This is a genomic window from Edwardsiella tarda ATCC 15947 = NBRC 105688 (assembly GCF_003113495.2).
GTDB lineage: Bacteria > Pseudomonadota > Gammaproteobacteria > Enterobacterales > Enterobacteriaceae > Edwardsiella > Edwardsiella tarda.
Genome location: NZ_CP084506.1, coordinates 127701 through 142031 on the forward strand (window position 1 = coordinate 127701; position 14331 = coordinate 142031).

General features: G+C 58.4%; 9 protein-coding genes. 6 read left to right on the forward strand and 3 right to left on the reverse strand.

Annotated elements, in window-relative coordinates; all coding sequences use genetic code 11:
- Positions 1 to 14 precede the first annotated feature (14 nt).
- Genes bcsG through bcsE form a run of 3 tightly spaced genes read right to left on the reverse strand, consistent with a single transcriptional unit; the run spans position 15 to position 3440 of the window.
- Positions 15 to 1697, reverse strand: coding sequence for a cellulose biosynthesis protein BcsG (bcsG, locus tag DCL27_RS00710; protein WP_035599790.1), 1683 nt, complete (start codon positions 1695 to 1697; stop codon positions 15 to 17).
- On the reverse strand, positions 1681 to 1887 hold the full coding sequence (gene bcsF, locus DCL27_RS00715; protein ID WP_071526363.1) for a cellulose biosynthesis protein BcsF: 207 nt from the start codon (positions 1885 to 1887) through the stop codon (positions 1681 to 1683). Before bcsF ends, bcsG begins: the two co-directional genes overlap by 17 nt.
- Positions 1884 to 3440 carry a cellulose biosynthesis protein BcsE gene (bcsE, locus tag DCL27_RS00720; protein ID WP_035599788.1) on the reverse strand — a complete coding sequence of 519 codons (1557 nt, stop codon included), beginning with the start codon at positions 3438 to 3440 and terminating at the stop codon, positions 1884 to 1886. Before bcsE ends, bcsF begins: the two co-directional genes overlap by 4 nt.
- Before the next feature lie 180 nt (positions 3441 to 3620).
- Here bcsE and bcsR point away from each other — a divergent pair, with 180 nt between their 5' ends.
- Genes bcsR through bcsC form a run of 6 tightly spaced genes read left to right on the forward strand, consistent with a single transcriptional unit; the run spans position 3621 to position 14175 of the window.
- Positions 3621 to 3812: a cellulose biosynthesis protein BcsR gene (gene bcsR / locus DCL27_RS00725; RefSeq protein WP_005290809.1), complete on the forward strand. Its 192-nt coding sequence runs from the start codon at positions 3621 to 3623 to the stop codon at positions 3810 to 3812.
- Between the two features lie 5 nt (positions 3813 to 3817).
- The gene (bcsQ, locus tag DCL27_RS00730) at positions 3818 to 4567 is read left to right on the forward strand and encodes a cellulose biosynthesis protein BcsQ (protein ID WP_035599786.1); all 750 of its coding nucleotides are present in this window, start codon (positions 3818 to 3820) and stop codon (positions 4565 to 4567) included.
- Positions 4564 to 7134 carry a UDP-forming cellulose synthase catalytic subunit gene (gene bcsA / locus DCL27_RS00735; RefSeq protein ID WP_035599782.1) on the forward strand — a complete coding sequence of 857 codons (2571 nt, stop codon included), beginning with the start codon at positions 4564 to 4566 and terminating at the stop codon, positions 7132 to 7134. The genes bcsQ and bcsA overlap by 4 nt, the downstream gene beginning before the upstream one ends.
- A gap of 57 nt (positions 7135 to 7191) precedes the next feature.
- A complete protein-coding gene (gene bcsB, locus DCL27_RS00740; RefSeq protein WP_050979641.1) occupies positions 7192 to 9543 on the forward strand; it encodes a cellulose biosynthesis cyclic di-GMP-binding regulatory protein BcsB in 2352 nt (783 codons plus the stop codon).
- Between the two features lie 4 nt (positions 9544 to 9547).
- Complete coding sequence (gene bcsZ / locus DCL27_RS00745) at positions 9548 to 10672, forward strand: cellulose synthase complex periplasmic endoglucanase BcsZ (protein ID WP_035599779.1); 1125 nt, start codon at positions 9548 to 9550, stop codon at positions 10670 to 10672.
- Positions 10654 to 14175: a cellulose synthase complex outer membrane protein BcsC gene (bcsC, locus tag DCL27_RS00750; RefSeq protein ID WP_035599778.1), complete on the forward strand. Its 3522-nt coding sequence runs from the start codon at positions 10654 to 10656 to the stop codon at positions 14173 to 14175. The genes bcsZ and bcsC overlap by 19 nt, the downstream gene beginning before the upstream one ends.
- The last annotated feature ends 156 nt before the right edge of the window (positions 14176 to 14331 follow it).

Below are 14331 nucleotides of genomic sequence, written 5' to 3' on the forward strand. Positions count from 1 at the left end.
GATGACGCACGCTGTCATTGCGGGTAAGGCACCCAGTCGCCGCCGTTGAGGCGGACGTAAGGTTTACCTTGATACATCATGACGATGGCGTTGTCATTCTCCGACACGACGGCACTTTGCGGAAGATGTTGCACCAATGCCTGCCAGTCTACGCTGGGTTGGCTGAAGATCTTGCCGTCGAGGGTGCGGGCGACCAGCTCGGAGAGGGCCAGATAGCTGCTGGGCTGGCTAACGATAACCGGGGCCGTCGGCGCCGGTGCTTTCATGCCGCTAAAGATGATCCCGACCGGTACATGGGTGATCGCCGGGCTGGGAATATCGCGTAGCCCCGCCATCTGCATCTTGTCTCCTACCACCGCGGCGCCATGCTCGGGAACGATCATTACCATCACGCGACGCCCCGACTTCTCTAACTCCGTCAGGAAGCTATTCAGTTGATCGAGTAGGTCTTGGGCACGCGGTTTGAAATCCGCACCTTGGTGGCTACCGAGGAAACGGTTGCCGTCGTGTAGGGGAATTAGGTTAATAAAGCTGGCACTACGGACATCACCCTGTTGCTCGGTATTGCTCAACCAGCGTTGGAGTAGCGCCAGATCGTTGGTGATAGGTTCACCATTGAAGGCGGTTAGCTCGCTCGGTAGACCAGTATTGGCGCTGAGAGGGGCTTGTATGTTGCCGTATTGACGCAGATGTTGCAGATAGTCACCGAATACCCCGGAATGATCCAGCGCGAGCTCTTGGCGGAATCCCAATCGAGCCAGGTTTGTCATCAGATCGCATTGTGTCGAGACTGGACTATAGAGCGCTTTATGCGAGGGTTGGCCGCAGCTAGCACGCATGATGCGGATAGCGGCCGGGCCGCTATAGGCGGTGGCCGAGTTGAAGTTACTGAACAGAATATCCATGCGTTTCCACAGTGGGTGATCCTGTAAACCGACGGCCTGAAGGTCACTCCAGGAGAGCGAGCAGATATTCAGGATCAGCAGATCGAACGGCTGAGATCCCGCCGGAAGCACCGTTGGAAAATGGGTTTGTCGCTGTTGCTCGCTGGCGTAAAAGCGATTCAACCAGTCGTTAAGGTTCTGATTGCTTGGCGGCGCACTCTGGGGCGGAATGTCTGCCGTACTGCTCTCTGCTACGGTCATGCCAGCGCTCACGCTCGCCGTTTCCTGGCGTGTCGTTACGCTGGATTGCGCCTCTCGCGCGTCGGCAGAGAGGCTAAGTTGCGGCACGCCTAGCGCCCCGAGGTTGACCCAGAGCAGGGCCGCAATCGTAAAGGTGGTGATGCGGAGCCACTGGGCAAGAAACAGATAGGCGACGCCGATCACCAGTGCTGCGCCGATCATATTCCAGTTGATGAATCGTCGGGCGAGTTCTAATACATAAGGTGCGCTGAAATGACTCCACATCGCCCGCTGATGAATGATGCTATTCAGCCCAGGTAGCCAGGTATCGTAGTAAAACAGGGCCAGGCCAATGGGTAATGCCAGCCAGTTACGTAGACGATGTAGGTGGCTCGATGGCAGAGGAAACAGGAGGAAAGCCAGAAACACCAGGTTGGCGAAAGGGTGAAAGTTAAGGTAGCCGTACCACAACAGCGCCAGCTTGAGCAGGAAGTAAAGATTCCAGCCGCCTAGCCCGCGCCAGTGGTAGCCCCGATCGGATAACATACTCTTCGGCTCAGTGTGTTTTGCCATGTTTATCTACCGTTGCTGAGAGAGGGCGGCGGTGTAGCACCGTAACCGGTTTAAGATAACGTGTCGGCATGAGTCTCTGCCGTAGTGAACGTAACGGGTGGGGGCAGCGCCGGTGTAAGTGAAACCCGGCGGGTAGCATCACCAGTGCGCATAAGGCGATCAATTGCAGGATGTCCGTTATAGTGATCATTGCGTCACCTCCGCTGAAACGCGACCCAACACAATCGGTGTGGGGAGGCGTCGTGGCTGGGGCCCCTGGTGTTGTTCTGGCGCCTCGCAGAATGAGGGGGCCGGCGTATCGAGCGCCGGTCTCGCTGAGGGCGCTTGATCGCGCATGCGCGTCAGTTCCAGAAGCAGTTCGCCATCTTGGTGCCAGATGCGGTAGCTACTGAACAGCTCGGCGATCGATAAGGGAAAAATAGATCGCAAGGCCGTCTTCAGCTCATGGGGGCGACAATAGGCGAGAAACAGTACCAAACGCTGTTGGTCAAGGGTGATCAGATCTCCGTCACGCCGCACGCGGCAGAGCGCGAGAAGTTGCTCTGCCTCCATCCCGGAGACGGGCTGCAAGGAGACCAAGGTCCCGCGCCCATTGTGCGGTAACAGGGGATTATCGAGCAGATCGAGCAGCAATGTGCAGAAACGTAAATAGGGCTGATAACCACGCAGCTTGAGGGGGCGTAGCGAGTTGAGTAGTGTGGTGATATTCGCGGGCACGTGACGCGGAAAGGTATGCCCCTGTAACCCTTCGATGATGACTAAGGTATTGGATAGGGTTGCCCCCAAGGGAATGACCGTATTCGCGCCGCAGGCCAGTAGCAGGCGCTCATCGCTGCTGCGTTGCTTGGTCGTCAGCTCGCGCACCACGATTTTTAGCGCATTGCCCCGTTGACGTCGTAATGTATGGATTTGGCGCGCCAAATCGTCAATTTGATCATTTTGCGCCAGGGAAAACAGCAGGGTGGCCGCTTGCGCCGTCAGGGCCGCGGTAAACAACTCTTGATTCGACGCGAAGAGATGCCAGTGTTCAGAGAACGGGGGAGCACCCTCTAGCGCGGCGTTATGCGCAAGATACTCCTGTTCATCCTGATGAGGCTGTAGCGTGATCGTCGCATTGTTAGCAACCTCCCAGCCCTGTGGCGTGGCGATCAGTTCGATATTCTGCTGAGCGGAAACGCCGGATGTATTACTCCAGAAGGCGACATCATAGCGCCAGCAATCTAATTGCCAGCGTAGACTGACTAATCCGTAAAGTTGCCGATTTAAGGGAATTAATTGATTGCGTAATGAATCAGTTCCCATACCGTGGTTAAAAATGAATAGCGTCGCGTTGTGTCGCTGTAATACGTCGCTAATACGCTGGAGCCACTCTGCGAGCCAATTTGCCGGCTGATGCACTAATGCCGCAGCGGGGAGCAAGAGCAATAGCAGATGGGGGCGTTGATTGAGGAGGCGGCTCAACTCATTAGGGAATGCCATCAATGCTGACGGTGTCGGCGCCAGGCGATAAATCGCTAATGATTCGGGCCCTTGTTGATAGCCCTCTTCCAGTATCGACGCGGCCTCACCCCCAACATCGATGAGGGTAACGCGAGCGACCGTTTGCTGCGCCTGGATCGTTTGGCGGCATAGGCTGAGCACATCTTGCGTCCGATCGCACCCTAACCAGTAGAGGCCATGTAGCTGCCCAACTTGTAGCTCGTCCCACAGTTGCGAGATGCCGAGAGTAAATGATTGTGCCATGGCGTATCGACTTTGCGTGAGTAAAGGGTTAGTCCATCTCTAATATCAGAGAAATATCTCGTCTAATTAAAATATTAAATAATAAACATGCTTATAAATTCTGTTTTGCATTCTGGCCGCGTCCTTTTTTTACCTTGCTATACTCATTTAAACCATAGCTGAATTTTTCTGGTTAGCAGAATGCATGAACAAACAAACTCTCGCTTGGATAGCGATCCATTGGCGTCGGAAGATCTGTCTGCGCTGTATAAGATATACGGTGCGATGAAGATTGAGTATGTCAATGTTGTGCGAATGGAGCACATAAATAGAGTATTTGAACGCTGGCCACTGTTGGCCGAGTGCCGTAATCAGACTCAACAAAGGGATTGACCGCTATGACGATCGTGGCGCTACAGGGGTTACATGGCGGAGTCGGTACGACCAGTACCGCTGCGGCGCTGGGGTGGGCGCTTCATCGATTGGGGAAGCGAGTCCTGGTGGTGGATGCCACTCCTGACGATCAATTGGCGATGCATTTTAATTTACCCCTCTCTGAGCGCGGGGGGTGGGCCAGCGCATGTTTGGCGGGCGGAGCCTGGCAAGAGACGGCGTGGCGTTATGCGCAAGGGCTCGATTTTCTTCCCTTCGGCGCCGTCGCGGCCGATCACTTGCCTAGGCTAGCGGCAAGCCTTCACCATTCCGAGGGGTTGTCTGCCTTCACGCTATTACGTGATGCTTATGACTGGATCGTGTTGGACATCGGGAGTGGTGAGCATGCATTAACGCGTCAGATGACGGCCTGGAGCGAACTCTTGATCGTGCTGGCGCTTGCCGAGGCGAACTGTCATATGCGCTTACATCGCCAGGCGCTCCCCCGCGATGCCCATCTGCTGATTACCCAGCTATTACCCAGTAGCGTGTTGCAGGAGGACATTTACTTACTCTGGCAGCAAACGCTTCCGGCGCTGATTCCGTTGGTACTGCATCGTGATGAGGCGATGGCCGAGGCCGCGGCCAGTAAGCAGCCGGTGGGCGAGTTCGCCCCCCATTCGCTGGTGGCTCAGGAGATCACGAGTCTGGCGGCGTGGTGTCTATTGCAGGCGCGAGCGGAGCCAAATCAGGATCCGGGAGGGACGACGCCATGATGCACGTGCTGGATGTGCTATTGGCGGCGGATGCCCGGCGAGCATGGATTCATCGCTATCGCGCTTACCGTGAGCATGGCGCGTCGTCGTTCTCGGCGGGGGTGGGCTGCTGTTGGGTGGCGTTGGCCTGGGCGATCCTCTGCCTGGAGTCACCGGCTTGGCAAGCGGTACGCCAGCAGCGTGCGCGTTGGTTTCCGCATATTGATCCGTTACGGCCACGCTTGCTCGATCCGTTACGTTACCTGCTACAAGGTCTTTGGCTGGTATCCATCGGTCGTCCGGCGTCGATGACCCTGCTGGGATGGGTAGGGTGTGGCTATCGGCGTATGCTGCAATGGCTGGCGGCCTTACCATCCCGCCTGGCACCGCACAGTGAGGATGACGTCTCCCTATTGTCGGCACTCCCTTCCGGGTTGCGTCGCATCATCCTTGCGGTCGTGATTTTGCTCGCCTCGGCGCTGGCGCTGTTATGTATCTCGCAGCCTTTTGATCTCGTGTCGCAAGCCATCTTCGTGCTGTTACTGTGGGGATGCGCCATGGTGATCCGCCACATTCCCGGCCGGTTTACGACGCTGCTGCTGGTATTGTTATCGATCACCGTCTCCTGCCGCTACATCTGGTGGCGCTATACCACTACCTTGAATTGGGATGATCCCTTCAGCCTGATCTGTGGGCTCCTGTTGCTGGCGGCCGAGAGCTATGCCTGGGTCGTGCTGGTGTTGGGCTATTTCCAATCGATCTGGCCGCTGAATCGGCCACCGGTGGCTTTGCCGAAAGATGTGACGCAGTGGCCGACGGTCGACATCCTCGTTCCTACCTATAACGAGGATTTACGCGTCGTCAAACCGACCATCTATGCCGCCCTGGGTATCGACTGGCCGCGGGATCGCATCAATATTTATCTGTTGGATGATGGGAATCGTGAGAGTTTCCGCCATTTTGCCCAGGAGGTGGGGATCCACTACATCGCCCGCCCGACGCATGAACATGCCAAGGCGGGGAACTTAAATTATGCGCTGAAGCGGATCACGGGGGAGTTTGTCGCGGTGTTTGACTGTGACCATGTACCGACTCGTACCTTCCTACAATTGACCATGGGCTGGTTCCTGCGTGAGAAGCGACTGGCCATTTTGCAGACGCCGCACCATTTCTTTTCCCCCGACCCTTTCGAGCGCAATCTCGGGAATTTCCGGCGGACGCCGAACGAAGGGCAACTGTTCTATGGTTTGTTGCAGAATGGCAACGACATGTGGAACGCCGCCTTCTTTTGTGGCTCTTGTACCGTATTACGCCGTTGCGCACTGGATGAGATCGGCGGCATCGCCGTCGAAACCGTCACCGAGGATGCGCATACTTCGCTGCGCTTGCATCGTCAGGGGTGGTCATCGGCCTACATTCGCATTCCCTTGGCCGCGGGCTTGGCAACAGAGAGCCTGTCAGCCCACATTGGCCAACGTATGCGTTGGGCACGCGGTATGACACAGATCTTTCGCCTCGATAATCCCTTCTTGGGGCGCGGATTGAGTATGGGGCAGCGCCTGTGCTACGCCAACGCCATGTTGCACTTTCTCTCCGGGATCCCACGCTTGATCTTCTTGCTCGCGCCATTGGCATTCTTGTTGTTCCATACCTATGTCATCTTCGCGCCAGCGCTGGCGATCATCCTATACGTCCTCCCGCATATGTACCACTCCAGCCTCGCGCGAGTCCGCCTACAGGGACGCTATCGCCACTCTTACTGGAATGAGATTTATGAGACGGTGCTGGCCTGGTATATCGCCCGGCCGACCTTAGTCGCGTTAATCAATCCGCGTAAAGGCCGCTTTAATGTCACCCAGAAGGGGGGGCTGGTGGCGCAGAATCATATGGATTGGGTGATTTCCTCGCCCTATCTCATCCTGGTCCTGCTGAATGTGTTGGGGTTGCTGTTCGGTGCTTGGCGCCTGCTATTTGGGCCAGAGAATGAGCTGTTTACCGTGCTGCTGACCGTCGCATGGGTGATGTATAACCTGATTATTCTCGGGGGCGCCGCCGCCGTGGCGGTTGAAGTGCGGCAACTGCGCCAGGCGCATCGCGTCGAAATGGCGATGCCTGCCGTGTTGATGCGCCATGATGGGCACCTCTATCCCTGCACGCTGCGTGACTATTCCGATGGCGGTGTCGGTGTGGAGCTTGCCGATGATCGTCTAGTCTTACAGGAAGGTGAGCCCATTTCCTTGTTGTTACAGAAGGGAACGGAGAGTTTCGTCTTCCCCATCACCGTGACGCGTGTGTTTGGTCGTCGTGCCGGGTTGCGCTTAGAGGGATTAAGCGTCGCGCAACATATCGCTTTTGTGCAGTGTACCTTCGCCCGCGCCGATACCTGGGCGCTGTGGCAACAGGCGATCCCGGAGGATCACTTAGGCGGTGGATTTGTCACTATTTTGCGTTTGGTCGGCCGGGGTTATCGCAATCTTGCGGAGTATGCGCCGGCCCCGTGGAGTACACCGATCGTGGCGGTAGTTCGTCTGAGCGCTTGGCTGCTCTCTTTTCTGCCACGCCCGGTCGCGCGTCAGCCGAACGCCTAGTATCGACGGTCGACACGGCGTGAGTAGGTATTAACTAATGGAGTTACGGAGATACCCATGATGAAGAGCCTTCCCCTATTGTGGGCTGCTACGGTGTTAGGTGTGAGTATGCTGGCGCAGGCTGAATCTCCGTCGCCCCTGACTACGGAGAGCACGGCGACGGATAGCACACCGATATCGGTGACGCCGCCCCCCTTGGCCGCCGAGCGTATGACGACGGACGCGGTGTCGCCAGCGGCCCCTGTCGTGGCGTCAACGGATATGTCGGCGCCACGAGCGACCCAGACGCTGGATCTGACACAGCTATCCTCGGGACCGACGGTGTTGCGCGTCGACAATCCCAACGCCTATATGGAGTTCGGCGTCGCACGTGACCAGCTGGTGACGCGCGCCATCCTTAACCTGGAGTTTACCCCGTCGCCTTCACTGGTCCCGTTGATCTCCCAGGTAAAACTATTCTTGAACGATGATTTGATCGGTGTGGTGACCGTGGAAAAGGCGCAGTTGGGGCATGCAAATCAACTCCAGATCCCCATCGATGCCCACTATATTACCGATTTTAACCGCATCCGACTGGAGTTTGTCGGCCGTTATCAGCCGTATCGGATGTGTGAAAATGAGTGGCATCCGACGCTATGGCTGGCCATCGGTAAGAACAGTAGCCTGACCTTAGAGACGCAGGCGTTGGCGGTACAGAATGATCTGGCGCTATTCCCGCGTCCCTTCTTTGATCGCTTCAGTAAGGCGGCGCTGACCCTGCCGGTGGTGTTTGCGGCTCAGCCGGACTTGGCACAGCAGCAGGCCGCCGCGGTGTTAGCTTCCTGGTTTGGCGTCCAGGCGCAGTGGCGTGGCCAGCGTTTCCCGGTGCTGTATAACCAGTTGCCGGATCGCCATGGGGTCGTGTTCGCCACCAACACGTCTCGTCCCGACTTCTTGCGTGACTACCCGGCGGTGAAGGGGCCAACGGTCGCGATGATGTCTCATCCGAATAATCCCTATATTAAGCTGTTACTGATCCTGGGGCGCGACGATAACGATCTGATGACGGCGGTGCGTGGCCTTGCTCAGGGTAATGCCATGTTGCGAGGGGATCGCGTCGCCATCGATCAGGTCGAGACCTTGGCGCCCCGTCAGCCTTACGATGCGCCTAACTGGGTGCCGACCGATCGGCCGGTGACCTTCGGCGAGCTGCAAGACTATGACGAGCAATTGCAATCTGTCGGCATCCGCCCCGCGCCGATCTCGTTGACGCTGAACCTGCCGCCCGATCTCTTTTTGCATCGCAACGCCTACGTGGATATGAACCTCAAGTATCGCTATACCCAGCCACCGTTTAAGGATGGCTCGCGGATGGCGGTTAGCATCAATCGTCAGTTCGTACAGGCATTCCCTTTGGTGCCGACGGAGAACGAGGGGCAGGCGGTGTTGCATATCCCGCTGATTCAGGGACTGATCGATAAACTGGACCAGGTCACCATTCCGGCGGTGAAGTTAGGGATTGAAAACAATCTGCGCTTCGACTTCGATTATGTGGTGCCCTATCTGACGCCGGCGAGCGGCGAGTGCGTCTCTTATCAGCCGCTGCCGAATACGGCGGCCATCGAAAAAAGTTCTACTCTCGATCTGTCGGGTTTCCGCCATTTCATCGCCATGCCGAATCTGCGCAGTTTTGCCAACGCCGGCTTCCCCTTTAGCCGCCTGGCCGATCTGTCGCAGACCCTGGTGGTCGTGGCTTCGAAGCCCTCGCCGATTCAGGTGAGCACGCTGCTGGCGACCCTGGGAAACATCGGCGCTCAGACCGGTTACCCGGCATTAGCGGTCACCTTGAGCGACGATGTTGCTCAGGCACGTGCGCAGGATCGCGACATCTTGGTGATCGGGCGGATTCCGTCGACACTGCGTGATGCCGATCGGGTGGCGATGTTGGTCGATGCAACCCAGAGCTGGCTGATGAGTCCGATGAGTAATACGGCGCCGGATAACACCATTCCCGATCCCGATGCCCAACGTCCGGCCGCGAAAACGACATTCAGCGCCCAGGCGCCTCTGGCGGTGATCGTCGGCTTCGAATCGCCGTTCAGTGCGCAGCGCAGCGTGGTCGCGTTGCTGGCGGATGATCAAGCGGGCTATACACTACTCAATGAGGCGTTGATCGATAAGGGGAAAACCGCCGCCATGTATGGGTCGGTCGCTATCGTGCGTAGCTCCGGTGTCAATAGTCTACGAGTCGGTGATATTTACTATGTCGGTCATCTGCCGTGGTGGGAACGGCTGTGGTATACCTTCTCCTCACACCCATACATTTTAGCCGCATTGGCATTGCTGGCGATCGTATTGGTGAGCCTGGTGCTGTGGCGTGTGCCGAGCTGGCTGCGTCGCCGCCGTCTGGAGTCCGACGAGAGGAGATAAATGCATGAGGGAATATGTCTGCCGAGCCTTGATGGCCGTGGTCTTGCTGGGCGCTAGCGCCGGCGGTGTCCTGGGGGCGGCCTGTGAATGGCCGGCCTGGATGCAGTTTCGCCAGGATTACATCACGCCCGACGGGCGGGTGATCGATCCCAGTACGCCGCGCCAGGTCACCACCTCGGAGGGACAAAGCTACGCCTTATTCTTCGCGCTAGTGAATAACGATAGGGCGCTGTTCGCTCGGTTACTGGCCTGGACCCAGGACAATCTGGCGCAAGGAAGCCTAAAACAGCGCCTTCCGGCTTGGCTCTGGGGACGGCACGACGATGGCCAATGGCGGGTATTGGACAATAACTCCGCGTCGGATGCCGATTTGTGGATCGCTTACACGTTGTTGGAGGCGGGACGGCTATGGCAGGAGGAGCACTATCAGCGGCTGGGGATCGCCTTGCTGGCCCGCATCGCCCGCGAAGAGGTGGTTGCCTTGCCCGGTTTCGGCATGATGCTGTTACCGGGACGCTATGGCTTCCGACGTGGCGCCTTGTGGACCATCAACCCCAGTTATCTGCCCCCGCAGATCCTGGCCCGCCTCGCGCCATTACATGGTCCCTGGAACCGTTTGCAGTACAGTGCGCTGCGTATGCTGCAGGTGACTTCACCGCGCGGCATCGTGCCGGATTGGACCAATTGGCAGCGTAATAAGGGCTGGTTAGCGACGCCGGGGCGCGCCTATATCAGCGGCTATGACGCGATTCGCGCCTATCTCTGGGCTGGCATGCTGGCCGAGGGGGCGCCGGCGAAGCGCACGCTGATCAAGCATTGGCAGCCGATGGCACAATTGAGTGAGCAGTTGGGGTATATCCCAGAAAAGGTGGGCGTTCTCGATGGCGTGCCACAAGGTGAAGGTAACGTCGGTTTCTCCGCCGCCATGTTGCCATTTTTAGCGGCGAGTGAGAGTCCTTTGCTGGCGACGCTACGTCAGCGGGTACTGACTAACCCGCCAGGTAAGGATAACTACTACAGTTCAGTCCTGATGTTGTTTGGTCTCGGCTGGGATCAGCAGCGTTTCCGTTTTAACCTACAGGGTGAACTGGTGCCAAATTGGGGTGCCACATGCGTCGTTTCCCACTGAGTCTGAGTGCGCTGCCGGTTGCGCTAGCGTTGAGTGGTCCGCTGAGTGCCGGCGAGGTGAATGCGACCGACTGGCTGTTGGAGCAGGTGCGTATTGGCGAGGCTGAGCAGCGTTATGATCTGGTGATGCAGTCACTCGATCGGCTGATGATGATCGCCCCGAACGATCCTGAGGTCATCATGGCGCGCATGCGTTTGTTGCTGCGTCAAGGTAACACCCAGGGGGCCGGGCAGTTGGCCGACCAGCTCTGTCTGCCGGCTAACCAGGCGGTGGTCTGTCAGCGTGCGCGGATGTTGCTGGCGTTGAACACGCCGCAGGGGCGCCAGGCGTTACAGCAGGCGCGCCTGTTGGCCACGGCTGGCCAGTATACGGCGGCCGTGGCGGCCTATGATGCCCTATGGCAGGGGGCGCCGCCGCCCTTGGATCTGGCCGCAGAATATTGGCGAACCGTCGCTCGTCTTACGGGGCAGACGCCACGCGCGATCGCGGCACTCCAGGCGTTAAATCAGCGTTATCCTTACGATGTCGCGGTCGCAGAGACTTTAGTGAAGCTGCTGCTATCGCAGGGGCAGCAGCAAGAGGCCGACGCGCTGTTGATGCGCATGGCGGAGAATGAGGCGACGCGTCCTCGCGCCGCCGCGATCGGGTTGGCACAGATTCAGCGCATGCCGCCGGGGAGTGAGCGTGTTGCGGCGTTACGCCGTTATATTCAACGCTTCCAAGGGGTGCCGCAGGCGGTGGCCGATGCCGAGACATTGCTCCAGGCACAGCTGGCGGCGACTCAACCGGGCGCTGAATCGGCCCCTACCGCAGCGGGTGAAGCCTCGCCGAATGCCGCCACTCAGTCCATCCCCGCTCAGGCGGGTACCCAATCGCTCCCTGCCGCAGTGGGTGAAACCTCGCTGAACGCCGCCACTCAGCCCGAGCCCCCCGCTCAGGCGGTGAATAATAATGGGGCCGCCTTGGGGGCATTGGCGGAAGCATATTCGCAACGCGGGGAGCGCCAACAGGCGATCACACTCTTCGAACGCGCCATCGCCGCCGCACCGGATAGCGATCAACAGGGGAAGTGGCACAGCCTATTGAAGACCAATCGTTATTGGCTGCTCGTTAAGCAGGGCGATGAGGCGTTAGCGGCGCGACGTTATGATGAGGCGCGCCAGAAGTACCGCCAGGCACAGGCCTTGGACGGTCAGGAGGCCTATGCCCTGATCGGTCTGGGCGATGTGGCCGCGGCACAGGGTGATCTGGCCAGCGCCGAGCGGACGTATCAGCGAGCATTACAGTTCGATAGCAACAACGGCAGCGCCTTACGTAAGTTAGTGGGCGTTTACCAACAGCAGTCGCCCGATAAGGCGTTGATGTATTTGCAACAGTTACCTAGCGCGCAACGCCGCGCCCTCAAGGCCAACTATCAGTCGTTGCAGAGTGATGCATTGCAACAGCAGGCCGCTGTTTTGGCGGTGCGCCAGGCGTGGGGACCCGCACTTGAGCGCCTGACGGCGGCACAACAGCTGACGCCGGATGATGTTTGGCTGAATTATCGCTTGGCCGGTACGCTGGTCAGCGCGGGACAACCGCTACGTGGCGATGCCTTGATGCAGCGGATGGCACAGCGTTTCCCGCACGATCGCGATCAAATCTATGCGCATGCCCTCTACCTTTCATCACGCGATCAGACCCAGCAGGCGGAGGCGGTGTTACGGCAGTTGCCGCGCGACCAGTGGAGCGACGGGATGCAGGCCTTGGCGCTACGTTTGCAGGCAAACCGTATCTTGGCGCATGCCAACCAGCTACGCGATGCGGGCGATGAGACGCAAGCGATCGCTTACTTACAACGCCAACCCTCCTCTCCGGCCATCGATCTGACCTTGGCCGATTGGGCCCTGGCGCGCGATGACTATCACACCGCCTTACAAGGTTATCAGCAGGTGCTGGCCCGAGATCCGCAGAATGCCGATGCGCGTCTCGGGATGATAGAGACACGCGTGGCACAGGGGGACTATCCGGCGGCTCGAGCCGCCTTGCAAAACGAGCCACCACCGCGTGTACCGGTCGATCTCGGCACGCAACGGCGTCTCGCCAACGCCTGGGCTGCCAGTGGCGATCCGGCACAGGCGCAGCGTCTCTTCGATCCGTTGTTGTCCGAGGCGCGACGCACGCCGGGAATGAATGGTGCTTTGCTGTTGCGCGATGATGCGCGTCTGGCGCGCCAGTTGGGGCAGACCCCTCGGGCGCAGGACGATCTGCGCGCGGCGATGGGCGTGGCGGCGATCGGCGAAGTTGCCGCCCAAGATAACGAGGGTTTTACGCGTCTTACGCGTATCGATAGCCAAGATGATTGGCTTAAACGCAGTATTCGATCCGATAGCGCCGATCTCTATCGGCAGCAGGAGGTCCGTTTCACCCTGGAGCATGATTACTGGGGATCGAGTGGTAGCGGCGGCTATTCCGATCTGAAGGCGCATACGACGATGCTACAGGCCGACATGCCGCTTTATGACGGTCGACTGTTTGCCCGTAGTGATCTGGTCGATATGGATGAGGGGCGCCTGTCGGGCGGAGCCTACCAGGATAAATTCGGTAGCTGTTACGTGAATGGTTGCCCACCCGGCGAGCGGCAACGCAGCACCGGCGCTAGCCTGGCCATCGGCTGGCAAAATGCGGACTGGCAGATGGATTTGGGCACCACTCCCATCGGGATGCGTGTGGTGGATTGGGTGGGCGGAATCGCTTACAACGGCGACTGGCGGAATATTGGCTGGACGCTGGAGGCTCATCGGCGTCCACTGTCCAGTTCATTGCTGGCGTTGGGAGGTCAGCGTGATCCCGCTAGCGGTACGGAATGGGGCGGGGTGCGACGCAATGGCGTGACGTTGAACGCCAGCTATGATCGTGGTGGCCCATCGGGGTTGTGGGGGGCGTTGAGTGCCGATTACTTGACGGGAAAAAATGTCGAGAGTAATAGCAGCGTGCGCTGGATGGGGGGCTACTATTATAAGCTCATCAACGAAGATCATCGTCGTGTTAGCGTTGGGCTGAGCAATATGCTCTGGCACTACGATAAAGATCTGAGTGGCTACACCTTAGGACAGGGGGGGTACTACAGCCCGCAGCAGTATCTCTCGTTTGCCATTCCGCTGAATTATCGCCAGCGTACGGAGAACTGGTCGTGGGAGTTGGGTGGATCCGTCTCCTGGTCCTATGCGCGCACCGCGGATCAGCGGCGTTATCCGTTGCAGAATTTGATCGAGAGTAGCCGAGTGCCCGATTATGATGTTAGCGATCCCGGCAGTAGCAGCAACGGCTTCGGTTATACGCTACGCGCTATCGTGGAGCGGCGTCTGACGAGCCATTGGTTTGTGGGGGCGGGGGTCGATATTCAACAGGCCAAAGATTATACCCCGAGCCATGCCCTAATTTATGTGCGCTACTCGGTTCAGGGATGGCAGGGTGATATGGATCTGCCACCGCAGCCACTTCGCCCCTATGCCGATTTCTAACCTCAGTGACGTGCGCCGTCACCCACGAGATGCGTCGTGGGTGGCGTGCCGCACCTCTTTCTACGCGATTACCGCGTCGGCTCCATCTGCGTGACTTGGGTATATGAACCGGATGCACGAAGATCTTTAGTGCCTTTTATCCTAGTTAATAACGCG